The following is a 26204-nucleotide window of genomic DNA, read 5'->3' as shown; positions in this document are numbered from 1 at the left end:
GCCGAGCCACTCAGCGACCAAACCCCGCTGACGGATCGAGGTTAAAGATCAGTACTCCCTCACGAAATTGACCGGGACGTCATTGTGACCGAAGAGGATCATGTACTCGCGGAACGCCTCTTCATACTCTTCCGCAAGACCGCAGACCTGCAGCCTGTACCCGGACACACACTCGTCCTTGATCTTAAAGATGAGAATCTGCGTCCATCCCCTGTCCCAGGCGAGATCCTCCTGCTGCTGCTGACTGTAGAATTGCGCGCTCGACGTTCCCCAGAGGATGAGCGTCTGGCCGGTGAAGTAGGCATAAACGAAATCAGCGCCCGCTGCTGCGCCGGTACCGTCCACCGCGCTCAAAGGCGCCTTGGCCAGCATGGTCTCGTTGTGCAGGGTCAAACCGTCCCCGTCATGCAACAGCCGGGGGACTTCCGCACCGCCTGCTTCCAGTTCCTCCAGGTAGTCTTCTTGCCCGGGGTACAGCCATGCCAGGCGGTCGGCAACCTCTGCGTACGCCTCCTGTCCGATCAGGCGCTCCAGGTTCTTTGCGTTTACGTCATAGTCGTCAAGGCCCTTCGCGAGAACAGGAACCATCTCCTCCTCGTCGTCCAACCAAAGCAAGATGCAGCCGGCTGTGCCGACCTGTGGCTCCTTGTAATCAGTCTCGAAAAATCGGAAGACCCGCGTCTGAGGGCCGTAGCCGAAGACGAAAACCGGGTCCCCATCCACGTCGGTCAGAAACTCGGCAGCCGGCATTCCAGCCACCCACGCATCCCATTCATCGGCAGGAACCAGCTGAGGCCAGCCCGAATCGAACGGACCCATGTGCCCGTTCTTTATGTCACCGTCTAGAGCCAGCATAAAAAATGTTCCCTCGGGTTCGCTTGTAACTCCAATCTTTCGGTTCAGCGCAATAGAGTTCCAGGTGTAAACGGTCATCCTGTACCTCTGCTCTCCTGAGCCAAAGTCAGCTATTGCCTCATGGGTGTCCTGGTTGTACGAGCCCCACGGAAGACTCCACATCCAATCTTCATGCTCCTTCGTACGGCGAGGCTCCCAGGAGCCGAATGAATCTCCCTGCGAGGTAACCGATACGAGAAGGATCTCTCCGTCCGCCGTCTTCAGCTTGTAAGACTCCGTCTGACGGGACGAACAATTCTTCTCCGGCATTTTTATGACGCTCATCGTGCAGTAGACGCCATTGTCGAGGAAGGAGATAACGCCTGCAACTTCGTCGAACTTTGCCTCGGCGACACCTGCGGTGATGTCCTTCCATTTCTGCTCCGTCATCAGTTCGGAGTGCGCTGCGGGATCGATGATCATCTTTTTTCGGCCAGGACCCAATTTCGAACCGGGCGCGTAGGTGAAGCATCCTGGGGTATTTATCTTGATTTCCCCCATTCGCGCTGCCGCCGCCGCAAGAAATTCCTCATGCTCGTTGCGCTTGACGATGTACACCAGACCGCCGGCGCGCAGGACCAGGGTGCCGTATTTATGAAGCTTTCCCTTCATTTCGGGCAGGCTTGACTTCCACATTGTGAATGGGTCAACGCCCGGCTTCATCGGCAGGAAGTACCTCCGGTCCGTGAGGGATACAACAAAGACTCCATCGGATGCAAGAATCTTGTGGTATTTCCCCTCGGCTCCAAACTCCGGCTCGGCCGGCCATGTACCCTGCCACAGGTACCGCTGTTCTTTACCGCCTTCAGTGGTGACAGTGACGACCGAGTCTTTGAACACGCCCTCGGGGAGATCATTCAGCCATGTCTTCCATTTCTCCACGCTGAAGAGGCCGAGCTCCGGGTCTTCCGGCCGCACCGGCACGCTCCGGCCATCGGTGTCGACCCGGTACCACCCCCCTGGTCGTTTCGCGTCGAAACGAGCGGGGGCCAGCTTGAGAATTTTCTGGATCTTTTCCGGACTGACCCGGTAGCTTCCGTTGCCGGCGCGGAGCAGACCATTAGAGATTTGGGCCTCGGGCAGCTTCATCAGGGCCCTGAAGTCCTGGTCGACCTTATACCGGTCGGCCAGACGGCGCGTCGCGCATATGTACAGCCGGCCGTCTTCCCGTGCCGCCAGGAAGAATCCTCCGGGAGAAGCCATGCCAAGGGCCTGCTCGGTCCACAGGCCTTTGAAAGTCTTCGCGGGGTGGAAAAAAGCGGTAGGGAGCGCGTAAAGGTCCGCGCTCTCGCCGCCGGGCTGGACCAGCCAGACCCCCTGCAGCTCCGGGTCGATCTCTATGCGGACTGGAATGGCACGTTCCAGCCGGTGTGCCAGCTTCCTCCTTTTCCTGGCTTCCATTCTGGCTATCGCATCTGCCTCTTCCCTCGAAAGCCCCGGCCTGTTCGCCTCCGCCTTCGACTTCGATATCAGGTACTGCTGCTTTGCCGTTGCGTAGGCGGTTTCCATATTTTCCATGGCATCCGGCCACTGTTTCTTGAACTCCGCGCAGATTTGGCGCATTGAATCTTCGCGTCCTCCACCCAGCCAGTAGGCAACCTCACCCTGCAGGCCCGCCGCCACCCAATTGTCCACCGGACCCGAGGCGTAGACATGAAGAGCCGTCCCGAAGAGGGCACCAGCACTTTCCTCGGGAGAAGCATGTGCTTTTCCGGACTTGTTCTCCACGGTGATATGAAAGGTCTTTCCCGGTGCCTTGTAGACGCTCAAGGCCTTGCTCATGGAGTGATTCGTCCACACCACACCATCGATGACCATCTCCGGTGGGCTGTAGGGGCGTTCCGGCTTGGTCAGAGGCTGTGAAGCTTCCATCTCTGCAACTTCCTCGTCGGTGACAGGCGTATGGCCGAGTTTCACGTTCACTCCCCCGAGCGGCCAAGAAAAGAGACGAAAGGGAGACAGTCCGTGCCAACCACGTGTTCCTGCTGCCCACATGGTCCGTCGCCAGGGTTTGGCGGGGAAGCCGGGACATGACACATCCCGTGCACCGGGGGACGCCGCGGACGGCAGTGGTGTGTCGACAGCGGCTACGCCGGCTCTTCGTTCCACGAGATCATTCACGCCGTGATCACTGGAGAGCCGGTGATCACGAAAGCATCAAGTCCGCAGCCAACGGCTGATCTTGGTTGTTGAGGCTCAGTGGCCGGCGGCGGGGGCGGGTGGTTAGGGAGCGGGTGCTTCGCATTGGGTGGTGGTGTAGCCGAGGGGGGTGCATTGGTCGGTGCCGGGTCCGCCGTTGACGGCGTTGATGCCGGTGCCGGCGCGGATGGTGTCGTTGCCGTTGCCGCCTTGGATGCTGTCGGTTCCGGTGCCGGTGGTGATGGTGTCGTTCCCGGCGCCGGACTGGACGCTGTTGGTGCCGTTCCCGGCGTTTCCTCCGCCGCCGTTGCCGGTGTCGTTGGCACCGGTGCCGAGGAACACGTCGTCGGCGGAGGTGCCGGTGAAGGTGTTCTGCGGGCCGGCGCTCTGACAGGTGTAACCGGCTCCGGTCCGGGGCGGGAGATTCTCGCAAGTGTAGGGATAGACGATGATCATCAGGCTGTGATCCTCGCCGCCTGTGGCAATCGCGGTGATCGTCCCGCCGTTCGAAACCACCGGCACGAGTGTCTGGCCGTTGCTGCTGGCGCCCCAGGCGCGGACGGTGCCGTCGTCCAGCGGCGCCAGACTGTGGTCGCGGCCGGCAGCGACGGCGGTCGCCCTTCTGAAAGCCCAAGGGATGAATGAAATGAAGGAGAACGGGGTTTAAGGCTAGGTGCTGTGACCGCGTAGGTTCACCGGGTTGCCAGGCAGTAGCTGAAGGCGTCGGTCGTCCCTTCTGCCCTACGGTGAAGTCCATGGAGCTGACGGCGAAGATGATCACGATTGACTGCGCAGAACCCCGGGAGCTCGCCGACTGGTGGGCGGTGGTCCTGGGGGTGGAAGTTGCCCAGGACTTCGGCGGGTTCGTCATCCTCGCGGCCCGGCCCCTCGTCCTGGGGTTCCAGCGTGTGCCCGAGGAGAAGCTGGGCAAGAACCGTGTCCATGTTGACTTCTCCTCTGCGGACCGTGGGGGCGAGGTGAACCGGCTTGTGGGGATGGGGGCGAGGGTCGTCGGCGAGCACACTGCGCCGGAGGGTCTTGCGTGGACCACGTTGCAGGACCCTGCGGGCAACGAGTTCTGCGTCTCGGGCTGACCCTTCCCGGACAGGTCGGCGCCTTGCGCGACCGCAGGCCGCGGTGGCTGTTCCTTGCCGGAGTCGAGAAGGCCCCGCCCGGTCTTTGACTCACGCTGTCCTGGCGAGGGGGCGCCCGCTGCGGACCTGGTCGAGCGGGACTTCACCGCACCCGCCCCGAACCGGCTGTGAGTCACCGACCTCACGATGACTGCGACCGGTGAGGGGGCCCCTGTGGCTGTCCGCGATCCGGGACGCGTTCATCACGTCGGGGGGCGGCCGGGGAGACCTCCGCACGGACGCCGACCCGGGCCGGGGCCTGGCGGAGTCCAGGTCATTCCCTCACGAAATTGACCGGGACGTCATCGTGACCGGAGACGACCATGTACGTGCTGAACGCCTCTTCATACTCTTGCGCAAGACCGTGGACCGAATGATTCGTTCTGCGAGATATACGATACGAGAAGGACCTCTCCCTCCGCCGCCGCCAGCTTGAGAGACCCCGTATGGCGGGATGAACAATTCTTCGCCTCCACCACCGGCGTGACCTGGCCGACCGTCCACCGCGAACTCGACCGACTCCACCTCGGCACCTTCACCGGCCCCACCGGCCTGTTCCAGCAGGTCACCACCCTCACCAAGCCCCAGACCGGCCTCCTGGCCAAGCTCGTATCGCCACGCCGTCGCCTCCGACACCCCGAACCCGGCCCCACCCGAGCGAAGGTCTCGTTCTTCCGCACGTGGGCCAGGACCAGCAAGGCCTGCTTGAAGCAACCCAGCTTCCGCCAGGGAGAGTTCCGTTCATGCCCAGGCGACATGCTCGACCAGCTCGTACGGGACGTCGAGCATGGAAGGATGCGGAACCAACCAACAGAGCCCCTCGTAGCCGGTGTGATGAGGGAAATCACCACGCCGGCTACGAGGGGCTCTGCCACGTCACCACCGCCGCTGACCAGCCCATTTCACCCTGCAGCACAGGATGAAGGAGGTTCAGTGAAGTAAGTGCGGGCCGCCTACCCGATCCTTTGCGAGGGCATTTGCAGCCGGAATACATTCCATTCCGGACTACATGGATGGCCCAGGCGCCGGGTCAGAGAGCGACGGCTGGTGTGGCCGATTCCTGGGCCGCTATTACAGGCCGAAGATGAAAAGCAGGCCTCGGACGATGACATCGACTGTGTCAATGATCCACTGACCCATGACAGTTCCTTCTTTCTTTGAACGGTGCGCCAGGGCACCGGTGCATTGGCTACCGGACAGCTAATCCGGGTGGCCTGGTGGCCTCCGGATCTGACCGGCTGTCAGTATTTTCGGAAGACTGCCGGTGATCACGTAATGGGCAACCCGTCCATGAATGAGACGTGGTGTAGGCACAGCGTCGAGATCGGGGAGGGGCTGTTGTTGCGTCAACTATGGTTGGGTAGTGCCGGGTTGGACTTTTTGAGGCCTTCCTCCGGGACCTTCGTCCCAGAAAACTGCGATGGCTGGTCGTGCCGCCGCTCGTCATGGCCGGGCAGTTGGACCGGCTCATCTCCCTGCCGCGCCACCCCAACGAAGCTCAGCGCAGCCAGGGAACGCCACGACAGCGCCCAGGCTGCCCGGACAGCTGACGGCGATCCGGGACCACGCGAGGGCCACTGATGGCGCCCACGGACATGGAGACGTACCGGGAGGGCCGTCGGCAGGCCACGGACGCGGCGGATGCGATCCCGGGCGGCCCTGGCCTGTCTCGGTCTCCCCGAGCGCGTGCGGGGCGGCGTGCGCCCGATGGTGACCCACAGCGGCAGCGCCGTACGTGCATCTGGGCATGGTCCGGGCGGACGTGGCCGAGCGGATGGCGCAGTCAATGCGCCGCCCCGAGCCGGCCTAACTCCGCGGGAGCCGCTGAGGGGTTTGTGGGGAGCGGGTTTTGTGTGCGGTGAGCAGGGCGAGGAGGCTTGTGGCGGCTGCGGCGGCGGGGGGTGTTGCCATGAGGTAGGCGTGGGTGGCGGGGAGGCTGCCGCTGAGGGTGAGCAGGCACAGGGTGGTCAGTTGGATGAGGGCGCAGGAACTGATGATGAAGGCCCGCACGGCGCACGGGTGGGCGTCGTCGTCGGCCGCTCGGTCCCAGATACCCGAGCGGGTGCGCTGGTTGTGTCCGGTGCCGGCGCAGCGGGGGTGGGGGGGGTGTCCTGAGTCAGTTTCCACGGGGGCCTTTGTGGATGTCGGGGGAACGTGCCGTGCAGGGAGGGTCGCGTGAAGGAGTGTGGTGGCGGCAGGGCAGGACAACGGGCCGGTTCGGTGGCCCGCCCGCCTGCCTGCCTGGGGGGTGCCGGACTTGGGGACTGCGTTTTCGGTGCTCGGGCATAGCACCGCGGACGTTTCGGTGGGAGTGGTGGCGTGTCGTCGCTGGCGGTGGAGGTCGTGGATGCCGTCGGTCGTGGGGCTGCGGAACAGCGCCCGCTGCTCGAGCCGCGCGCCGTCGCGAGGACGGGCTGAGGGAGGAAGCCGACCGTATTCAGGCCGAGTTGGCCGTGGCCGAGCGGGAACAGCCGGTGTGGGCCATCGCCCGCCCGCAGGTCGGCAAGGCACCGGCCCCCGTGGACGAGCCCGGACCCACGCCCGGGCCGAGGGGACAACGCCGGCCACGGGGCAGGCCGGGGAGACACCGTCAGCGCCGACCACGGCGAAGTCGCAGGTGTCGGTGTGGCGTGAGGGGCTCGCCCGGTCGGCGCTGTCGGTGGACCACCAGCGCATTCCGCGGACCGGGCCCGGCTTCGTCAGGGGCCGCTGACCTGCCAGGAGAATGGCTGTCTTGTTCGGCCTGGACATGGTGCCGACGCGGGCGGAGGTACTGCGGTCGACAGCGAAACGCCTGGTCGCGCGCGGCCGGCCGGGCCCGCGCCGGTTTCACGCTCGCTGAGGGGCGGCTGGTCCGGGCGGTCGATGTCAGCAACTGACTGCGGCGGATGCGAATACCAGCGGCGACCGGCTGTTCTGCCCCACATACGGCCGGGGCAGAGGTTCGGCTCAGATGATCCCCGGGCGGCCCTATTCCCTTCGTCACTGCTCCGCAGCCGGGCCGGACGTCGTGGACGGCCGAGCTGGACGTGGCCCCGGCTGCGGCCCCGGGACGACGAGATCACGGTCACCGCAGTCCAGGTCCGGGAGGTGTTCCAGCGGCTGTATGTGGCCGGCAAGTGGCAGGGCGGCGCCCCGCCCGTCCTGATCGTCGTCGATGCCGGCTATGACGTGACCAACTGGCATGAAGAACAAGCATCGCGCACGTGAGCACTCCGTCGGAAAACAGGACAGACTGAATCCCGTCACGACCGTCACAAGCAGCAGAGCTCATAAACGCCAAGCCAAGGCGGTGGAACACTCCATGATCGTCGCGATCTACCACATGCTCGACCGCAGCCGGCCCGATCGCGATCTGGGCGCCGACTACTTCACCCGCCCCGATTTGCCCGACCGCCGAGCCGCCTACCACCTCGCGGGGCTCCGCGACCTCGGCTATCAGAGCACCGCCGAACCTCCCGCAGCCTGACGATCAACTGCGGAAGGTTCACCTCAGAGGCTGCGAGCCCCTAAACCGCTCCTGTGGCCTCCTGAACACCGCGGCCGGGGCAGATGTCGCTCCACGGCCAAACGCGGTGTGCACGAAAGGGAAGGAGACTGTATACAGCAGACCTGTCCTTTTGGCCCAACTCAAGACGACGGCCGGCCGGAATACTCATGGAACTCGGGGAGCCGAGGCGTCGAAGGAATCACTACGAAGAGGACGACAGCATGCCGCTGGTAAATGTGACGATTGTTCGCGAGGGAGAACCGGTGACGGCGGTGGCTTCCTGGACGGGAGTAATGCCCGACGATAGTGCCGATACCTTGGTGCTTTTGGACGGACCGATGCCTGATGTGATGAGTGACCCGAACGCAACTTTCGATATTTGGGTGCTGGGGACGGGACTTGAGGGTTCCCCGCAGCGAATCGGCCATCGCTGCACGGGCTGGTGGGAGGGCGGCGGCGGATATCTTCGGTTTGAGTGATGGATCCAATCGTAAAACAGGGCTTTTGCGGGCTCATGAAGCGGGACGGCCTCGGTCGCATTGTGTGAAACTGAGGTTCTCAGCGAATTGATCTCGCCGTCGCCGGTGCATGAGGGCGGCTGCAGATAGGCGTGAAGCCCCTGGTGGGACAGGTCTCTCTTACAAGACCGTCTGTACCGGGGGCTTCACGCTGGTCACCCATGTTGCCCTGCTCGACGTTCCGCGCCATGCCATAGAGATGCCGGCGAAACTGTCGGCCAATCATCGGTGTCGGATCGGCACTGCCAAGGGCTCGCGGACCCTGGGACCCTTCCGGCAAGCGCCGTCATCTGGGCGGGTGGGGTCGAGCTGCGCCGCGAGAAAAGCCGACGCCGTGCGCAGCACGTCATTCGCCTGCCTGAGCCGGGCATTCTCCGTGCGGAGGTCGGCCGACTCCGCACGCTCGGCGGTAGTCAGCCGGTCATTCGCAGGCCACCGGTTACTGTTACCTGCACGGCCGCACCGTCCAGGCCATCCACACGCTCCTCACCTGGCCCTGGTCGGAGGCGAAACGCCTGGTCGCGCGCGGCCGGCCGGGCCCGCGCCGGTTTCACGCTCGCTGAGGTGCGGCTGGTCCGGGCGGTCGATGTCGGCAACTGACTGCGGCGGATGCGAATACCAGCGGCGACCGGCTGTTCTGCCCCACATACGGCCGGGCAGGGTTCGGCTCAGATGATCCCCGGGCGGCCCTATTCCTTCGTCGCTGCTCCGCAGCCGGGCCGGACGTCGTGGACGGCCGAGCTGGACGTGGCCCGGCCCCGGCTGCGGCCCCGGGACGACGAGATCACGGTCACCGCGGTCCAGGTCCGGGGGGTGTTCCAGCGGCTGTATGTGGCCGGCAAGTGGCAGGGCGGCGCCCCGCCCGTCCTGATCGTCGTCGATGCCGGCTGTGACCTGAGCCGCCTGGCTTTCCTGCTCGCTGACCTGCCCGTTGAGCTGCCCGTTGAGCTGCTGGGCCGGATGCGCTCGGAGCGCGTCGTGTACTTCCCGCCCCTGCCGCAGCCGGCGGGCAAACGCGGGTGCACGCCCAAGCGCGGGGCGGAGTTCACGTTCGAGGATCCGGCCACCCAGCCAGTTCCGTCCGTCACCACGCTGACTGACACCACGCACTACGGCAAGGCCGACGCCACCGCGGTGTTGACCGCCTGCACCCACTGCTGGTCCGGCGCTCGGCCTGGGCCAACTACCCTGAAGGACAGCTGCCGGTCATCGAAAACACCGTCGTCCGTCTTCAGGTCGACCATCTACGGGGCGAGCGCAATCCCCGGCCGGTTTGGCTGTGGTGGTCAGTCACCGGCGCCACCGCCTGGGATGTGGACCGGCTCTGGCAGGCGTTTCCTGCGCAGGTTCGGCCTTGAACACACCTTCAGGGTGTCCAAGCAGACGCTGGGCTGGACGACTCCCGAACTCCGCGAGCCGGCCGCCGCCGATCACTGGACCTGGCTGGTCAGTACCTCGTGATCGCCGCCCACACCCAACTCCGCCTTGCCCGGCCCCTCGCAGAAGACCTCCGCAGAACCTGGGAACGGCCCGCGCGCCAAGGACGCCTCACACCCCCACGCGTCCGTCGAGGATTTCGCCGCCTCCACGGAAAAGACCCCTCAGCCGGCCGGCGCACCGAGAACGAGCACCGCAGGACCTGGTCGGCCAACGGGCGTGAAGAACAAGCATCGCGCACATGAACACCCCCCGCCGGAAAACAGGACAAACTGAATCCCATCACGACCGTCGCAAGCAGCAGAGCCGCATAAACGCCAAGGCAGAGCGGTGGAACACTCCATCATCGTCGCGATCAACCGCATGCTCGACCGCAGCCGGCCCGATCCCGATCTGGGCGCCGACTACTTCACCCGACCCGATTCCCCCGACCGCCGAGTGGCCCGCCACCTCGCCGGGCTCCGCGACCTCGGCTATCAGAGCACCGCCGAACCTCCCGCAGCCTGACGATCAACTGCGGAAGGTTTTTCACCTCAGAGACTGCGAGCCCCTAAACCGCTCCAGTGACCTCCTGAACACCGCGGCCGGGGCAGATGTCGCTCCACGGACTGCAAACACGGTGTGCACGAAAGGGAAAAAGACTGTACACAGCAGACCTGTCCTTTTGGCCCAACTCAAGACGACGGCCGGCCGGAATACTCATGGAACTCGGGGAGCCGGGGAGCCGGGGCGCCGAAGGAATCGCTGGAAGAGGACGGCAGTATGCCTGTTATAAATGTGAGGGTTGTTCGCGAGAATAAAAATCCGAACGAGGAGAACGTGGTTTCCTGGCCTGGGCAGATGCCCGACGATAATTTGCCGCCCACTGACACCCTCGTGTGGTTCATGGACGACGGGAACGGGCGGTATCCTGTCGTGCTTTATGACCCGACCCAGCTATTCGATATTTGGTTTGAGGGATTTAACGACGTCGCGCAGCGACCCGGCCTGCGCTGCATGGGCCTGCAGGACGGATATGTTCTGTTTCAAATGATGGATCCAAATTCGTAAAACCGGGGCTTCTGCGGGCTCACGGTCGCCCTTGTGTGAAAACTGAGGTTTTCTCAATGAAATGATCTCGCCGTCGCCGGTGCATGAGGGCGGCTGCAGATAGGCGTGAAGCCCTGGCGGGACAGGTCCCTCTTACAAGACCGTCTGTACCGGGGGCTTCACGCTGGTCACCCATGTTGCCCTGCTCGACGTTCCGCGCCATGCCATAGAGATGCCGGCGAAACTGACGGCCAATCATCGGTGTCGGATCGGCACTGCCAAGGGCTCGCGGACCCTGGGACCCTTCCGGCAAGCGGTCCTGGTGCTGTGCTGGTTCCGCGACCGGTCCCTGCGTGCACTGCCCGGCCCGCGGCGCGGGTGTCTCACAGGCCACCGGCTACCGCTGCCTACACGGCCGCACCGTCCAGGCCACCACACGCTCCTCACCTGCGACTATTCAGGATGAAAGAGGTTCAGTGAGCCGGTTCAGGGAGTCTGCTCGGCTGTGGGAGGCATGTCGGCCCAGTGGGTGACTCCGTGACCAAGCGGGCGGGTGCCATGGTCGGAAGCGAGCACGTCGATAATGCCACTTCCGCGTCCGTGCTCGTCCTCGGAACAACTGGAGGTCCACTCGCCGTCCTGGGCCGCGGGGCCGCCGTCCGTTACCTCGATATGCACGCTGCAGGTGCCGCCTTCGGCGGAGCTGTCGGCTTCGACATACAGGACAACAGGGGGGCGGGCATGCTCGATTGCGTTGGTGACCAGTTCCGACACGACGAGCTCGGCGCCGCTGAGGGTGTCTTCATCCACGTCACAGCACTCGTGCAGCACCAGCCGCACGATCCGGCGTGCTGTCCCCGCCGACTCTGCCCGATGGGGCAGCCGCCACATGCACGGGCGGGGAGCGACGCCTCCCGCTGCCCGTGCCGCGGTCACGATCAGTCCCGCGCTCCTGCGGCCGACTCCCCGCTTGACCGGGATGGCTGTAACAGTGGGGTCCACAACGATCACTTCCCACTTCCTCTTTCAGCCCGTTGCGCATCAGGCAGACCAGCCGCCGGAGCGGACCCGGTCCCACGCCCTTCCTGTTCCAGTCAACACCACACCGAGGTTCTTCGAGGTTCCCGGACAGGCGTCCAAGAGGATGGCACTGACGGCATTGCCAGGCCGGGCGGCGGCCGTCTCCCGACGGCGTGATCATCCGACCGTCGGGGGCCGCTGGAGGGCTGCTCGCGGACACGCCGTCGAACCGGGATTCCGCTCCCGCCGGAGATCATCGGCCAATTGCGTCGCGACTGCACGACGGTTTCACCTGCGCGACGTCCGGGAGCCATGCGCAGCATTCGGGGCAACACCGCTCGTTCCTGCGGGCCAAGGCCATCCGCTGCCGGTTCAGCGGCGGCCTGTCAGGTGTCTCGAGCTGTATGAAGTCAGGGAAGCGGAAGTGCCGACACACACAGTGCGGCATGATCTCCGCCGGGTAGCGGTGGATTCCTGCACGACGGCCTCGCACCCGAGACGGCCGATTACCCGCCACACAACCAACCCGAAGAGCATTCCACCCGGTCACCAACAACGTGACTCAACGCCCCCTGGGCGGGGGTTGCGCGCGGGTCGGTGTCCACGACTGCCACGCGCAGTTACCAGAGGATGCGCCACCAAGGGCTGGTGTGTGCAGAGATCCAGACCGGTTTGCTGGCTGCAGATGGTGTGCTGGTTCCCTCTGCCCTGTTGGTTGCGGTCACAGTGAAGGTATAACGGTCGCCGGGGCTGAGGCCGGCCACGGTGATCGGTGATCGGGTCCCCTGGGCGATCTGGCCACCTTTATTGGGGTGTGTAAGGTTGCGGGCGGTGACGGTGTAGCTGACGACAGAAGGGGAAGTACTTGGCTTGAACGACACGGCAGCCCGGCCTTGTGTCAGACCCTTCCATGGTGCGGGCACTCTCACCTTCGTTGGTGCGGACGGCAGAGGCGCCAGCGCCACACCGGCGGTATTGGCAAGGCCGGATCCGACGGGGATATGGCAGTCGTTGCTGGTACAGCGCGGCGGCACCTTCACCACATCACCGCCGCTCTGCTGAGCAACATAGACGTTGCCGGCGGAGTCGACTGCGACACCCCAGGGAAAGAGCATGGTCCCGCCGATTTGAGTCTGCTTTCCGCCAGGGCTCACCTTGACCACTTTATTACTCAGTGACACTGCGATATAGACGTTTCCGGCGGCATCCACCGCGATACCGTCGGGATGTGTATTCGGCCCGAAGTCGGCGATAATCTTCTGCGTACCGTCGGGCTTCACTTTCACAACCTGACCAAGCCAGTACTTGCTGCCGTAGACGTTTCCTGCGGAATCCACGGCTACCCCGGTCGGGCCGTCCCAGCCGTCAGCAAGAGTGGTCAAGGTGCCGTCAGGGGTCAGCTTGGCCAGCCGCTGGTGTTTGTAGTCAGCGATGAAAACATTTCCAGTGCTATCCACGGCCACCCCAAAGGCGTCATCGATACCTGTGAGGTCTGATGGGCCGCCGTCTGCTGGACCATGGGCGATCGTGGTCTTGCTTCCATCAGGGAGTACCTTCACTACCTTGTCACCGTAAAGGTCCGCGATGTACCGGTTACCTGCGGCGTCCACCGCTATCGCGTATGGAGTATTCAAACCGTCGATAATCGAAGACTGAGTTCCGTCCGAGGCCACCTTCACAACTGTCCCGCGAGTGTATTCGGCCACATAAAGGGGTGGGCCGGCACCCGGTGCAGTCGAAGCGGCATGGGCATCCGGCACGGCCAATGCCCATACGGGCACTGCGAGCATGCCTAGCGTGGCGACTAGTCGGGTACGCCTGCGCCTTCTCACCGGTTCAGACTCGGGCTGGCTAAGGCGGTGTGGATCGCATCGAAACAGTAGCGGCATGGAAACCCAATCGTTCGGACGGCAGGTGGTATCGAGTATCCGCCCGGGTCGCGGCCGAACGCTTTCACTCCTGCGGCGATCTGAGGGCAGAGTTTCAGGGCCGGACGCGCACTTCCCAGCGCTCCTGATTCCAGTGGATGGACCCGTGGGTTCGCGGTCAACCCGCGGGGTCGGTCTCGGCGGCCTGCTCCAGCAGGGCCCGTGCGGAGTCCGCGTAGCGCATCGGGTCTTCGCGTCGAGCCCGAACACCTCGGCGAGGTGGAGCGGATCGGGCCCGTGCGTCAGGGCCTCTTCGAGTTGCCGGTCGACGCGGAGCCGTTCCAACGTGGCGCCCTGCCCGCGCATCGCGGCACTGATCCAGTGGTTGCTGGCGCGGCTGGTCTTGGTGGCGGCATTGATCAGCAGATGGAGGTTCGCGGTGTCCGGCCACCCGCGGCGCCGGCGCTCCAGCCAGTCCAGCAGCAGGTTCCGCGTGAGATCGTCGAGCGGGCGGACGCGCCGGCGATGGTCAGCCGAAGATTGCCGAGGTCGACGTCGTCGAGCATGAGGTTGGCGATCTGGGCGACCCGGGCGGCATGGACTGCCGCGAGGGCGAGGATGAGCCGTGTCGCCATTGCCGGCCGGCTCCAGGGCAGGGTTGGCCCGGTGGCCGTGCTCGTGATCGATCGGGCTGCGCTGCCCGCACACGCTGTGCGGTCGGCGGGTGTCGCAAAAGCCGGTGATCCACGTGGCGGTCTTCAGCCCGGCGCCTCGGTGCGGGCGGCGAAGGTATACCGGTGGACGTATGCGGCCTTGAGGACCCTGTTGAACGCCTCGCTGACGGCGTCATCGAAACACGAGCCGACGCCTCCCATCGACCGGGTCACGCCGAGGCGGCTACAGGACCGCTTGAACCGGCGGGAGACGTACTCGCTGCCGCGGACGCTGTGAAAGAGCACGCCCTTTGACGTCGCGTAGCCGATCCCGGGCAGACGCGGCCCAGGGGCGTCCAGGTCGTACGTCCGGCAGGACGCTCCGCCTGGACACCCTGGTCCATGCCCGCTCCAGCGTGGTGTGGGTCGACGGCGTATGGGACGCAAGCCGTCGACCCGTGATGCGTGAGGGGTGAAAGCGTCGCCGCTACCGGCTGCCCGGGTTGCGCGGGGGCGGGCGTGCGGGCAGAGCCGGGGGTACCGGGACCGGCCCTGTGGGGCGGGGTGGCCCCGAGGTGGGCGTGGTGTGATGTGGGTCTCTCATCTGGCTGACAGGGGGGTGTCCCCCGGATCCCGCGGTGCCGCACTACGTCGTGCTGCCGTGGGCCAGAAGGTCGTCGCGGCCCTGTCTCTCGTCACCCCCAAGGAGTCGCGATGTCACTCGCCTCGATGACCACCCTGTTCCGAAGGTCCGGCCACGATCCCGTCGGAGGGGACAGCAGCCGGCGCGGCCCCCGGCGGCCGGCCACGATGGCCACTGCCCTGAGCTCGGCCGGAGTCCTGTGCATCGCCGGAGTCATGCCGTTGACACTGTCCGGCACCGCACACGCCCTGGACAACAACTGCGAGCCCACCGGCACCACCATCACCTGCACGTACGGCTTCACAGGGGGGGAGCAGACCTTCACGGTGCCCGACGGGGTGACCTCCGTGGAGGTGATGGCGATCGGCGGCCACGGCGGCCAAAATTACGGGGGGACGGACGGAGGCCGGGGCGCCCGAGTCTCGGGCAACCTCAAAGGCCTGATCAGCGGGCAGGATCTCTACGTCGAAGTCGGCGGAAACCCAACAGGCAGCAGGGCCTGTGCTAACGGGTACTTTGAGTGTATCGGCGGGTTCAACGGCGGCGGGAACAGTAACTACACCTCCGGAGGAGGAGGAGGGGCCTCCGACCTGCGCACCGAGCCCCGCACCACCCCCCTCACCACCAAGGACTCCCGCCTCATCGTCGCCGCAGGCGGCGGCGGAACCGGCTCCGGATATAGCGCTCAGTGTACGGGCGGCAAGGGCGGAAACGCTGGCCAAGCGGGCATGAACGGCCCGTGCGACGGCGGAACCGGCGGCGGCACGGGCACCGCTACCGGCGGCGGTGCCGGCGGCACACCAGATGGGACGGCGGGCGCGCTTGGTTCCGGCGGTGACGCTTTGACCCCCGGTTTCTACGGCCCCGGCGGCGGGGGCGGGGGCGGCCTCTACGGAGGCGGAGGCGGAGGCGGACGAGGGGGTGCCTATATTGACGTCGGTGCGGGCGGCGGCGGCGGCGGGTCCTCCCTCGTGCCCTTCGGCGGCCGGGTGGACGACGCCGATGCTGACCCGAGCATCACCATCACCTACACGCTGGCGGGCAACACGGCACCTCACACGTCCCTCGCCCTGAACCCCAGCACTCCCGACGGCTCCAACGACTGGTACAAGAGCCCCGTCACTCCGCTCGTCACCGCCACGGACGACGGCACGGGAGTAGCGCAAACCCGCTGTGTCCTCGACCCGGCCCAAGCCCCGCAGAACTTCGCTGCACTCCCCGACGAGCCCTGCCCCTACACCGGCGACGATCCGGTGTCCGGCGGTGAGCACACCCTGTACGCCGCGAGCATCGACAATGCCGGCAATGCGGAGGCAGTACAGAGCGTCACGTTCTCGGTCGATGCCATCAGCCCGGTCATCGCCTGCCCCGACCCGGCCCCCGCCTACACCCTGCAGCAGTCCGGTGCCACCTTCACCGCAACGGCCACCGACGCCGGCTCGGGTCTGGCAGACACCCATCTCACCGGCAGCCCTGACACCAGCACCGGGGGACCCCATACCTTCACCGCCACGGCCACCGACGAGGCCGGCAACACCACGAGTCGAGACTGCACCTACACGGTGGCGTATGCCGACACCACCACCACCCTGGCCTCCACACCGAATCCCTCCATCGCCGGCCAGAGCGTGACGTTCACCGCGACCGTCACCGACCCCACCCCGGCCGGCACCGTGGACTTCACAGACGGCACCACCGTCATCGGTGACGACATCGCCCTGAGCGGCTCCAGCACCGCAACATTCACCACCAGCACCCTGACCATCGGCTCACACCAGATCACCGCCCACTACAGCGGCGACGCCACGCACAACGGCTCGACCAGCCCCGAGCTCACCCAGACTGTCAACGCCCTCACCTGCGCGAACGCGACAGCAACGATCACCGGCACCACGGGCAACGACACCCTCACCGGCACCCCGGGCGATGATGTGATCTTCGGGCTCGCGGGCAACGACACCATCAACGGCGCCGGCGGCAACGACCTCATCTGCGCAGGAACCGGCAACGACAAAATCACCACCGGCGCAGGCAACGACACCATCGACGCCGGCGACGGCACCAACACCGTGGACGCCGGCAACGGCACCAACACCGTCACCACCGGCAACGCCACCGACAGCATCAAAACCGGCACCGGCAACGACACCATCAACGCCGGCAACGGCACCAACAGCGTCCAGTCCGGCGCCGGCAACGACACCATCACCACCGGCACCGGAACCGACAGCATCGTGGCAGGAGCCGGCGACGACACCGTCAACGCCGGCAACGGCACCAACAGCGTCCAGGGCGACGACGGCAACGACCAACTCACCACCGGCACCGGAACCGACAGCATCCAAGGCGGCAACGGCAACGACACCATCCGCGCCGGCACCGGCACCAACGCCATCAACGGCGGACCCGGCACCGACCAATGCACCCCCCTCGGCACCCAATGCGAAACACTCGCCCCCTAACCCCCCAACAACGCAGACAACGCAGACAAGGCAGACAAGGCAGACAAGGCAGACAACATAGGAGCAGCTGAACACGACAAGCACACACCGCGGGCGTCCAGTGGGTACCCCACCCCCACCGGACGCCCGCCCCCACGCCCGGCGATCCAGCACAAGCCCGTCCAAGCAGCACCGGGCCGGTGCAGGCCGGTCGAAACGGCGCCGGGCCCGATCAGTGGCGCGGTAGCCGGATCGGTCACGGTGGTGCGATATCTGCGACCGCCGCCTAACCTGCCTGGCGGACCTCAGCGACACCGTGCCGAACCTTCGCATCCGGCAGCCCGGGAGTACGGCAACAACCCGGTGCCCGTCACGTGCCCGCTGTCGGCGGCAAGCCGCGGGGAGTCACGGCGAACGACGGCTGAGGCCGAGCTTCTACAAGGTCACCGGCGCCCGGCCCGGGATGGTGTCCCGCCAAGTGGTGTAGCAGCGATCACCGCGTAAGTGCAGGCCGTGGGACAGATGCAGGCGCCCGCCGGCCGGATGGGTCTGACGCTGCGCCAGTTGGTGACGCCTACGGCGCGACACTGCCGACGTTGCCGCGACCTTCTTTGAAGCCAGGGCCGGGGCTCCTCGCCGGCCGCCCCGGCCAAGGCCTCCTACCTGATGACCAGTCAGGTCAGCAGGGGTGTCGTGCAGGCTGATTGGCCGTGCGACCTGCATCTCGCCGTGATCGCTGCTACACCACATGCGGGACACGACCCCGCCCGGACGCATGCATGCCGCGTACCGCCCGGACGGTCGACGATCCCTGGAAAGGACAACCGAGGCGTCAATCGTTCGGCGGGTCAGACCACCCCAGGCGATACAGCCGACATCCTCACAGACGTTCGTACAGTGGCTCGCTCCACCTGGACGCCCAGACCCACGCCCGCTCCACCACGGTGTACGTGGTGTGGGTCGACGGCGTGCGGGACGCAAACCGTCGACCGTGACGGGGTGAAAGCGTCGCCGCTACCGGCTGCCCGGGTTGCGCGGGGGCGGGCGTGCGGGCAGAACCGGGGGTACCGGGACCGGCCCTGTGGGGCGGGGTGACCCCGAGGTGGGCGTGGTGTGATGTGGGTCTCTCATCTGGCTGACAGGGGGGTGTCCCCCGGATCCCCGCGGTGCCGCACTACGTCGCGTGCTGCCGTGGGCCAGAAGGTCGTCGCGGCCCTGTCTCTCGTCACCCCCAAGGAGTCGCGATGTCACTCGCCTCGATGACCACCCTGTTCCGAAGGTCCGGCCACGATCCCGTCGGAGGGAACAGCAGCAGGCGCGGCCCCCGGCGGCCGGCCACGATGGCCACTGCCCTGAGCTCGGCCGGAGTCCTGTGCATCGCCGGAGTCATGCCGTTGACACTGTCCGGCACCGCACACGCCCTGGACAACAACTGCGAGCCCCCCAACGCCGGCACCATCACCTGCACATACAACACCACAGGTGAACACCAGTTCACCGTCCCCGACGGGGTGACCTCCGTGGAGGTGATGGCGATCGGCGGCCACGGCGGCAGGTCAGGCGGCGGGGTGAGTGGAGGACAGGGCGCCCAGGTCTCAGCAACACTCGCTGTGGACGATGTACCGACCCTCTACGTTCAGGTCGGCGGAAACGCAACCGGCGGGACTTGTCAAGCAGTTCCGGGTGTGGAGTGTATCGGAGGCTTCAACGGCGGCGCCAACAGCTGGGCCGGCGGCGGAGGGGGCGGAGCCTCCGACATCCGCACCGAGCCCCGCAACATCCCTCTGACCGATGATGATTCCCGCCTCGTCGTGGCGGCAGGCGGCGGAGGAGGCGCACAGTCTGGGCAATGTGCCGGAGGCGTGGGCGGGGCCGCTGGGGAGGCGGGCCGACCTGGCGATTGCAACGGCGGGGCCGGCGGCGGGCCGGGCACCGCTACCGGAGGCGGCGCTGCCGGTGACGGAGGCGCGGCAGGGGGCGCGCTTGGTTCCGGCGGCACCGCGGAGTGGAACGCCGCCGGCGGCGGAGGCGGCGGCGGGCTCTACGGCGGCGGAGGCGGCGGAGGCATACTCATCCATCAGCCTGACTTCATTATTAGTGGTGCGGGTGGTGGCGGTGGCGGTTCCTCCTACGGCGGAACCGATTCCCCGACGGATGCGGCGCCGAGCGTCACCATCACGTACCACAGCGGGCCGGTCTTCGCCGATACGGATCCGGCTGTTTTCACGCTGGGCAGCGAAGGCGAGTTCACAGTGTCCGCCAGCGGCGTACCCACTCCCGCCCTGACTGCGCAAGGCCTGCCGTCCTGGGCAGACTTCACCGACAACGGTGACGGCACCGGCACCGTGACCGGCACACCGGCGGGCACCGACGACCTCGGCACGCCTACCTTCACGGTCACGGCCGAGAACAGTTCCGGGACCGTGTCCAAGGAGTTCACGCTCACCGTCGCGAAGGCACCGACCAACGTCACCATCACCGGGACGGATCCGTCCGCGCCCTCCGCCACCGACAAGATCACGGTGACTGCCGACGTCCGAGCCGGATCCGGTGTCAGCGGACTGCCCGCTCCCACCGGCACCGCCACACTGACCGAGGGTCCCGGCAGCGTCCTGGCGCAGGCAGACGTCTCCGACGGCAAGGCCGTGTTCCACGACGTGCAGCTGCCCGCCGGCCACTACGCCCTGGGTATCAACTACAGCGGGGACGCCATATACAAGAATTCCGTGAAAAAGGCGGGCTTCCGCCTTGATGTCGGCCCGAGTATCACGCCGCTCACGCTCCAGGACGCCACCCAGTACGTCCCCTACACCGCCCAGCTGACAACCGGCGACGACACCGACAACACCGACTTCGCCGTCACCGACGGCACTCTGCCCGCCGGCCTGGAGCTGACTGCCGCAGGCCTGATCAGCGGCACCCCCACCACTGCCGGCACCGCCGACTTCACCATCACCGCCACCAACGACGAATCCGACCTGCCGCCCGCTACCCGCACCTACCACCTCACCGTCTCTCCCGTCTCCTGCACCACCACCGGCCTCGACCCCCACGCCGTCCACATCGTGAACGGCACCGCCGGCAACGACGTCCTCACCGGCACCCCCGGCAACGACATCATCCTCGGCAAGAACGGCAACGACACCATCAACGGCGCCGGCGGCAACGACCTCATCTGCGCAGGAACCGGCAACGACAAAATCACCACCGGCGCAGGCAACGACACCATCAACGCCGGCGACGGCACCAACACCGTGGACGCCGGCAACGGCACCAACACCGTCACCACCGGCAACGCCACCGACAGCATCAAAACCGGCACCGGCAACGACACCATCAACGCCGGCAACGGCACCAACAGCGTCCAGTCCGGCGCCGGCAACGACACCATCACCACCGGCACCGGAACCGACAGCATCGTCGCAGGAGCCGGCGACGACACCGTCAACGCCGGCAACGGCACCAACAGCGTCCAGGGCGACGACGGCAACGACCAACTCACCACCGGCACCGGAACCGACAGCATCCAAGGCGGCAACGGCAACGACACCATCCGCGCCGGCACCGGCACCAACACCGTCAACGGCGGACCCGGCACCGACCAATGCACCCCCCTCGGCACCCAATGCGAAACACTCGCCCCCTAACCCCCCAACCCCTACCCCCCCCAACAACGCAGACAAGGCAAACAACATAGGAGCAGCTGAACACGACAAGCACACACCGCGGGCGTCCAGTGGGTACCCCACCCCCACCGGACGCCCGCCCCCACGCCAGGCGTGCCTGGCGGACCTCAGCGACACCGTGCCGAACCTTCGCATCCGGCAGCCCGGGAGTACGGCAACAACCCGGTGCCCTTCGTGTGCCCGCCCCGGCGGCAAGCCGCGGGGAGTCACGGCGGACGACAGCTGAGGCCGAGCTTCTACAAGGTCACCGGCGCCCGGCCCGGACGCATGCACGCCGCGTACCGCCCGGACGGTCGACGATTCCCGGAAAGGACAACCGAAGCGTCGAGGGTTCGGCGGGTCAGACCACCCCGGGCGGTACAGCCGACATCCTCCTTACCTTCTTGCTTGGGTTCGTCCTGGTCCTTCGTCCAATCGGGAGGCCCAGGGTTCCGGGTGTGGCTGCCATCCTCATGCCGTTGGTGTGGCTCACTGTGACTGGCCGCCCGGAGCCCCGCGACGACTCGGCCGCTCATGGGGATGTGCGAACTGGATCGCTGTGTAAGGACACGTCGGCGAGGTCGTCTGCTGGGACATACGACGGACGACGATGGAGGTGGCCGTGCCCGAACTGTGGGCTGGTACGGACGCGGGCAAGGCGGAACATCACTGCACGGTGATCGACGGCGACGCCCAGGTGGTGCTCTCGCGGCAAGTGGCGAACAACGAGCCGGAACTGCTGGAGCTCATCGGTGATGTGCTCGACCTGGGCCGGGACGTGACATGGGCGGTCGATCTGAACTCCCGCGGGCCGGGCTGCTGATTGCGCTGTCGCCGCTACCGGCTGCCCGGTGCGCGGGGGCGGGCGCGCGGGCAGAGCCCGGGGTACCGGGACCGGCCCTGTGGGGCGGGGTGGCCCCGAGGTGGGCGTGGTGTGATGTGGGTCTCTCATTTGGCTGGCAGGGGGGTGTCCCCCGGATACCCGCGGTGCCCGCACCACGTCGTGCTGCCGTGGGCCAGAAGGTCGTCGCGGCCCTGTCTCTCGTCACCCCCAAGGAGTCGCGATGTCACTCGCCTCGATGACCACCCTGTTCCGAAGGCCCGGCCACGATCCCGTCGGAGGGGACAGCAGACGGCGCGGCCCCCGGCGGCCGGCCACGATGGCCACTGCCCTGAGCTCGGCCGGAGTCCTGTGCATCGCCGGAGTCATGCCGTTGACACTGTCCGGCACCGCACACGCCCTGGACAACAACTGCGAGCCCACCGGCACCACCATCACCTGCACGTTCCTCTCCACATCCACAGGGGAGGAACAGACCTTCACGGTCCCCGACGGGGTGACCTCCGTGGAGGTGACCGCGATCGGCGGCCACGGCGGCTTCTCGGCCGGGGCGGCTGGAGGACAGGGCGCCCAGGTCTCGGCAACCCTCGCTGTGGACGATGTACCGACCCTCTACGTTCGGGTCGGCGGAAACGCAACCGCCGGGTCTTGTACTGGTGGTGTGCAGTGTGTCGGAGGCTTCAACGGCGGCGGCAGCGGCACCTCGGACGGCGGAGGAGGAGGGGGCGGAGCCTCCGACATCCGCGCCGAGGAGGACATCCGCCTCGTCGTGGCGGCAGGCGGCGGAGGAGGCGGACGGTTTAACATCGGCCAGTTTGGCGGCGGCGGCTTCGGACAATGTGTCGGAGGCCTGGGCGGGGGCGCTGGGCAGCCGGGCGGAAATGGCCAATGCGCCGGCGGAACCGGCGGCGCCGCGGGCACCGCTACCGAAGGCGGAGGCGGCGGCACACCCGATGGGGCGGACGGCACGCTTGGTTCCGGCGGCGCCGGGGGGACCGGCGGCGGCGGAGGCGGCGGGCTCTACGGCGGCGGAAGCGGCGGCGACCAGGTCCCCGCCGGCTCCGGTCGCAGTGGTGCGGGCGGTGGCGGTGGAGGTTCCTCCCTCGTTCCCGACGGCGGTTCCGTTGCCCTGACGAGTGCGGCGCCGAGCGTCACCATCACGTACGAGGCCAGTGCGCCGGTGTTCGCCGATACGGATCCGGCTGTTTTCACGCTGGGCAGCGAAGGCGAGTTCACGGTGTCCGCCAGCGGCGTACCCACTCCCGCCCTGACTGCGCAAGGCCTGCCGTCCTGGGCAGATTTCACCGACAACGGTGACGGCACCGGCACCGTGACCGGCACACCGGCGGGCACCGACGACCTCGGCACGCCTACCTTCACGGTCACGGCCGAGAACAGTTCCGGGACCGCGTCCAAGGAGTTCACGCTCACCGTCGCGAAGGCACCGACCACCGTCAGAATCACCGGGACGGATCCGTCCGCGCCCTCCGCCACCGACAAGATCACGGTGACTGCCGACGTCCGAGCCGGATCCGGTGTCAGCGGACTGCCCGCTCCCACCGGCACCGCCACGCTGACCGAGGGGCCCGGCCCCGTCCTGGCGCAGGCAGACGTCTCCGACGGCAAGGCCGTGTTCCGGGATCTGCAGCTGCCCGCCGGCACCTACCTCCTGGGCGTCCACTACAGCGGGGACGCCGTATACAGCGTCCCCACGCGCGGGGTGAGCTTCCGCCTTGATGTCGGCCCGAGTATCACGCCGCTCACGCTCCAGGACGCCACCCAGTACGTCCCCTACACCGCCCAGCTGACAACCGGCGACGACACCGACAACACCGACTTCGCCGTCACCGACGGCACTCTGCCCGCCGGCCTGGAGCTGACTGCCGCAGGCCTGATCAGCGGCACCCCCACCACTGCCGGCACCGCCGACTTCACCGTCACCGCCACCAACGACGAATCCGACCTGCCGCCCGCTACCCGCACCTACCACCTCACCGTCTCTCCCGTCTCCTGCACCACCACCGGCCTCGACCCCCACGCCGTCCACATCGTGAACGGCACCGCCGGCAACGACGTCCTCACCGGCACCCCCGGCAACGACATCATCCTCGGCAAGAACGGCAACGACACCATCAACGGCGCCGGCGGCAACGACCTCATCTGCGCAGGAACCGGCAACGACAAGATCACCACCGGCGCAGGCAACGACACCATCAACGCCGGCGACGGCACCAACACCGTGGACGCCGGCAACGGCACCAACACCGTCACCACCGGCAACGCCACCGACAGCATCAAAACCGGCACCGGCAACGACACCATCAACGCCGGCAACGGCACCAACAGCGTCCAGTCCGGCGCCGGCAACGACACCATCACCACCGGCACCGGAACCGACAGCATCGTGGCAGGAGCCGGCGACGACACCGTCAACGCCGGCAACGGCACCAACAGCGTCCAGGGCGACGACGGCAACGACCAACTCACCACCGGCACCGGAACCGACAGCATCCAAGGCGGCAACGGCAACGACACCATCCGCGCCGGCACCGGCACCAACGCCATCAACGGCGGACCCGGCACCGACCAATGCACCCCCCTCGGCACCCAATGCGAAACACTCGCCCCCTAACCCCCCAACCCCTACCCCCCCCAACAACGCAGACAAGGCAGACAACATAGGAGCAGCTGAACACGACAAGCACACACCGCGGGCGTCCAGTGGGTACCCCACCCCCACCGGACGCCCGCCCCCACGCCAGGCGATCCAGCTGCAGGCCCGTCCAAGCAGCACCGGGCCGGTGCAGGCCGGTCGAAACGGCGCCGGGCCCGATCAGTGGCGCATGGCGGGGACGGCCGATCGGCCACCCGTCCTCCTGGCGCCCCCGGCTCCGCGAGCGCAGCCGACGCCGGTGGACATGCCCAGCCGCTCACCCGAGTCGAGCCAGGTACCATCGTTGACGTCATCCGGGTCGGCCACGTACTCCCCCGGCTCGGTGACCCGCCCTCCCCGGTCCCCCGGCCCCCGCCCCTGGCCCTGGCCCCGCCCCTGGCCCTGGCCCTGGCCCGTCACGATCCTGCTCCTGGACGACGACGGCCGCACCACATGCACACCGCCACGAACTGCGGCTCCCGCCGGCTCTTTTCCGGCCGTCGGGCCGCGCAAATTGATGCACTCCTCGGCACAGGACGCCGCGACCTTTTTCCCAGGAAGCGGCCTTCTGCTGCAGTTCACTCAGCTCGCGTTCCTGCTCGGGCCTAGCCGCGCCCGTTCATCCCCCGAGAGACCCGGCTCCTCGCCCGGTACTACAGCCGGTTGTTCACGTGACGTGATGATGATCGGACTCGTTGCTGGTGTATGGGGCTGTTGCTGCCGTCGGGTCTGGTCCGGCGTGATGAGCTGACCGCGGAGGTGCTGGGAGGCGGACCTGGAGGCGTTGTGCGTGTCGGTGGACGATGTATTCCGTCGGCCGGCGTCGCGGGAGAATCTGCGGGCGATGGTGCGCGGGCTGCTGTCGGATGTGCCGCGCAAGAACATGGGGCAGGTCGCGGAGGCGGCCGGGCATGCCTTGTTGGACCGGTTGCCCGACTTCCTGGCCCGGGCCGCCTGGGACGCCGACGAACTGCGCGACCGGGTGCGGGAGTTCGTGGTGGACTCGCTGCAGGCGGAGGACGCGGTGCTGATCGCGGACGAGACCGGTGACATCAAGAAGGGCACCAAGAGTGCGGGGGTGGACCGCCAGTACACAGGTGTCACCAGGCAGGTCGAGAACGCCCAGGTCAGCGTGCACCTGTCCTACGGATCCTCGCGCGGGCGGGCGATCATCGACCGGGAGCTGTATGCCGGGCAGCACTGGGCCGGCCGCGGTGAGGAACACCGTCGGCGCTGCGAGGAGGCCTCGATACCCCAGGAGCGGGCCCGCGCCGTTGTCACCAAACCGGAGCCGGCCCGGCGCATGGTCGAGCGTGCGCTCGAGGCCGGGGTGCCCTTCAGCTACTTCCTGGCCGACGAGCTTTACGGCGGCTCGCGCGCCCTGCGCGCCTGGCTCAAAAGAACACCAGGTCCGCTGCGTGATGGCGATCCCGAAGAACGAGGTGCTGCCGCTGGCAGACGGCCCTGCCCATCAGGCGCGGCAGCTGTGAGCGAGGCTTCCCGGGACACTGATGGAGCGCCGCAGTTGCGCGGACGGGGCCAAGGGACCGCGCGCCTACGACTTCGCCGTCGTCGCCCTGGCCGATACCCCTCACGGCCTGGCACGGACCCTGTTGATCCGCCGCTCCACCGTGCCGAACAAGAAGAACAACAACGGTGAACTCGTCCGCGAGGTGGCCTACTTCCTGTGCCACCACACCCCCGGCACTCTGGCCGAGCTGGTGATCACCGCGGGTCAGCGGTGGATGGTCGAGGTGTGCCACCCGTAGTGCTCCCCATA

19 protein-coding genes and 3 pseudogenes are annotated in these 26204 nt (G+C 66.9%); 12 read left to right on the top strand and 10 right to left on the bottom strand.

Features of this window, described 5'->3' with window-relative positions:
• Positions 1 to 48 precede the first annotated feature (48 nt).
• From OG331_RS48050 to OG331_RS48040, 3 genes and pseudogenes are all read right to left on the bottom strand, one after another.
• Positions 49 to 2811 carry a hypothetical protein gene (locus OG331_RS48050; protein ID WP_406191706.1) on the bottom strand — a complete coding sequence of 921 codons (2763 nt, stop codon included), beginning with the start codon at positions 2809 to 2811 and terminating at the stop codon, positions 49 to 51.
• Positions 2812 to 3117: 306 nt separating this feature from the next.
• Positions 3118 to 3549: a hypothetical protein gene (locus OG331_RS48045; RefSeq protein ID WP_406191708.1), complete on the bottom strand. Its 432-nt coding sequence runs from the start codon at positions 3547 to 3549 to the stop codon at positions 3118 to 3120.
• A gap of 24 nt (positions 3550 to 3573) precedes the next feature.
• A pseudogene (locus OG331_RS48040) lies at positions 3574 to 3672 on the bottom strand (RCC1-like domain-containing protein); the annotation flags it as partial.
• A 116-nt stretch (positions 3673 to 3788) separates the two neighbouring features.
• Between OG331_RS48040 and OG331_RS48035 the strand changes: the two are divergent.
• On the top strand, positions 3789 to 4127 hold the full coding sequence (locus OG331_RS48035) for a VOC family protein (RefSeq protein WP_406191710.1): 339 nt from the start codon (positions 3789 to 3791) through the stop codon (positions 4125 to 4127).
• Positions 4128 to 4688: 561 nt separating this feature from the next.
• On the opposite strand, the pseudogene OG331_RS48030 reads toward OG331_RS48035, so the two are convergent.
• Together OG331_RS48030 and OG331_RS48025 are read right to left on the bottom strand one after the other, a co-directional pair.
• Positions 4689 to 5017: pseudogene (locus OG331_RS48030) on the bottom strand (transposase family protein); the annotation flags it as partial.
• 955 nt (positions 5018 to 5972) lie between these two features.
• Positions 5973 to 6293 (bottom strand): hypothetical protein, encoded by a 321-nt coding sequence (locus OG331_RS48025; RefSeq protein WP_406209484.1) that lies wholly within the window; start codon positions 6291 to 6293, stop codon positions 5973 to 5975.
• 1177 nt (positions 6294 to 7470) lie between these two features.
• Between OG331_RS48025 and OG331_RS48020 the strand changes: the two genes are divergently transcribed.
• The 5 genes from OG331_RS48020 (at position 7471) to OG331_RS48000 (ending at position 10661) form a co-directional block, all read left to right on the top strand.
• Entirely contained in the window at positions 7471 to 7635 is a 165-nt protein-coding gene (locus tag OG331_RS48020; RefSeq protein WP_406191714.1) for a hypothetical protein, read from the top strand.
• Between the two features lie 188 nt (positions 7636 to 7823).
• A complete protein-coding gene (locus tag OG331_RS48015; RefSeq protein ID WP_406191716.1) occupies positions 7824 to 8135 on the top strand; it encodes a hypothetical protein in 312 nt (103 codons plus the stop codon).
• 648 nt (positions 8136 to 8783) lie between these two features.
• Positions 8784 to 9635 (top strand): transposase, encoded by an 852-nt coding sequence (locus tag OG331_RS48010; protein ID WP_406191718.1) that lies wholly within the window; start codon positions 8784 to 8786, stop codon positions 9633 to 9635.
• 306 nt (positions 9636 to 9941) lie between these two features.
• Positions 9942 to 10118, top strand: coding sequence for a hypothetical protein (locus OG331_RS48005; RefSeq protein ID WP_406191720.1), 177 nt, complete (start codon positions 9942 to 9944; stop codon positions 10116 to 10118).
• Between the two features lie 114 nt (positions 10119 to 10232).
• Positions 10233 to 10661, top strand: coding sequence for a hypothetical protein (locus OG331_RS48000; RefSeq protein ID WP_406191722.1), 429 nt, complete (start codon positions 10233 to 10235; stop codon positions 10659 to 10661).
• Positions 10662 to 11126: 465 nt separating this feature from the next.
• Here the strand turns inward: OG331_RS48000 and OG331_RS47995 are convergent, their stop codons facing one another.
• From OG331_RS47995 to OG331_RS47980, 4 genes are all read right to left on the bottom strand, one after another.
• Entirely contained in the window at positions 11127 to 11531 is a 405-nt protein-coding gene (locus OG331_RS47995; protein ID WP_406209703.1) for an ATP-binding protein, read from the bottom strand.
• Between the two features lie 749 nt (positions 11532 to 12280).
• Positions 12281 to 13333 (bottom strand): fibronectin type III domain-containing protein, encoded by a 1053-nt coding sequence (locus tag OG331_RS47990; RefSeq protein ID WP_406191724.1) that lies wholly within the window; start codon positions 13331 to 13333, stop codon positions 12281 to 12283.
• 614 nt (positions 13334 to 13947) lie between these two features.
• Positions 13948 to 14163 carry a hypothetical protein gene (locus OG331_RS47985; protein ID WP_406191726.1) on the bottom strand — a complete coding sequence of 72 codons (216 nt, stop codon included), beginning with the start codon at positions 14161 to 14163 and terminating at the stop codon, positions 13948 to 13950.
• Between the two features lie 123 nt (positions 14164 to 14286).
• Complete coding sequence (locus tag OG331_RS47980) at positions 14287 to 14487, bottom strand: hypothetical protein (protein ID WP_406191728.1); 201 nt, start codon at positions 14485 to 14487, stop codon at positions 14287 to 14289.
• 408 nt (positions 14488 to 14895) lie between these two features.
• Here OG331_RS47980 and OG331_RS47975 point away from each other — a divergent pair, with 408 nt between their 5' ends.
• The 4 genes and pseudogenes from OG331_RS47975 to OG331_RS47960 all read left to right on the top strand — a co-directional run bounded on the left by OG331_RS47975 (position 14896) and on the right by OG331_RS47960 (position 24403).
• Entirely contained in the window at positions 14896 to 17286 is a 2391-nt protein-coding gene (locus OG331_RS47975; RefSeq protein ID WP_406191730.1) for an Ig-like domain repeat protein, read from the top strand.
• Between the two features lie 1223 nt (positions 17287 to 18509).
• Positions 18510 to 20912, top strand: a complete 2403-nt coding sequence (locus OG331_RS47970; protein ID WP_406191732.1) for a glycine-rich protein — start codon at positions 18510 to 18512, stop codon at positions 20910 to 20912.
• 628 nt (positions 20913 to 21540) lie between these two features.
• A pseudogene (locus OG331_RS47965) lies at positions 21541 to 21741 on the top strand (transposase); the annotation flags it as partial.
• A 253-nt stretch (positions 21742 to 21994) separates the two neighbouring features.
• Positions 21995 to 24403, top strand: a complete 2409-nt coding sequence (locus OG331_RS47960) for a putative Ig domain-containing protein (RefSeq protein WP_406191734.1) — start codon at positions 21995 to 21997, stop codon at positions 24401 to 24403.
• A gap of 201 nt (positions 24404 to 24604) precedes the next feature.
• Here OG331_RS47960 and OG331_RS47955 read toward each other — a convergent pair whose 3' ends face one another.
• Positions 24605 to 24844 carry a hypothetical protein gene (locus OG331_RS47955; protein WP_406191736.1) on the bottom strand — a complete coding sequence of 80 codons (240 nt, stop codon included), beginning with the start codon at positions 24842 to 24844 and terminating at the stop codon, positions 24605 to 24607.
• 376 nt (positions 24845 to 25220) lie between these two features.
• Here OG331_RS47955 and OG331_RS47950 point away from each other — a divergent pair, with 376 nt between their 5' ends.
• The gene (locus tag OG331_RS47950; protein WP_406191738.1) at positions 25221 to 26084 is read left to right on the top strand and encodes a transposase; all 864 of its coding nucleotides are present in this window, start codon (positions 25221 to 25223) and stop codon (positions 26082 to 26084) included.
• On the top strand, positions 26056 to 26193 hold the full coding sequence (locus OG331_RS47945; RefSeq protein WP_406191740.1) for a hypothetical protein: 138 nt from the start codon (positions 26056 to 26058) through the stop codon (positions 26191 to 26193). The genes OG331_RS47950 and OG331_RS47945 overlap by 29 nt, the downstream gene beginning before the upstream one ends.
• Positions 26194 to 26204: the final 11 nt, after the last annotated feature.

This window comes from Streptomyces sp. NBC_01017 (assembly GCF_045162795.1).
GTDB lineage: Bacteria > Actinomycetota > Actinomycetes > Streptomycetales > Streptomycetaceae > Streptomyces > Streptomyces machairae.
Note: the sequence above shows the minus strand (reverse complement) of the source record. Positions and strands in the feature narration are given on the sequence as shown.

Bases quoted from the DNA above. Each gene is read 5' to 3' on its own strand.
- OG331_RS48035 (WP_406191710.1), top strand. From the start codon at position 3,789: ATGGAGCTGACGGCGAAGATGATCACGATTGACTGCGCAGAACCCCGG.
- OG331_RS48020 (WP_406191714.1), top strand. From the start codon at position 7,471: ATGATCGTCGCGATCTACCACATGCTCGACCGCAGCCGGCCCGATCGC.
- OG331_RS48015 (WP_406191716.1), top strand. From the start codon at position 7,824: ATGGAACTCGGGGAGCCGAGGCGTCGAAGGAATCACTACGAAGAGGAC.
- OG331_RS48010 (WP_406191718.1), top strand. From the start codon at position 8,784: ATGCGAATACCAGCGGCGACCGGCTGTTCTGCCCCACATACGGCCGGG.
- OG331_RS47995 (WP_406209703.1), bottom strand. From the start codon at position 11,531: ATGTGGCGGCTGCCCCATCGGGCAGAGTCGGCGGGGACAGCACGCCGG.
- OG331_RS47985 (WP_406191726.1), bottom strand. From the start codon at position 14,163: ATGGCGACACGGCTCATCCTCGCCCTCGCGGCAGTCCATGCCGCCCGG.
- OG331_RS47975 (WP_406191730.1), top strand. From the start codon at position 14,896: ATGTCACTCGCCTCGATGACCACCCTGTTCCGAAGGTCCGGCCACGAT.
- OG331_RS47970 (WP_406191732.1), top strand. From the start codon at position 18,510: ATGTCACTCGCCTCGATGACCACCCTGTTCCGAAGGTCCGGCCACGAT.
- OG331_RS47960 (WP_406191734.1), top strand. From the start codon at position 21,995: ATGTCACTCGCCTCGATGACCACCCTGTTCCGAAGGCCCGGCCACGAT.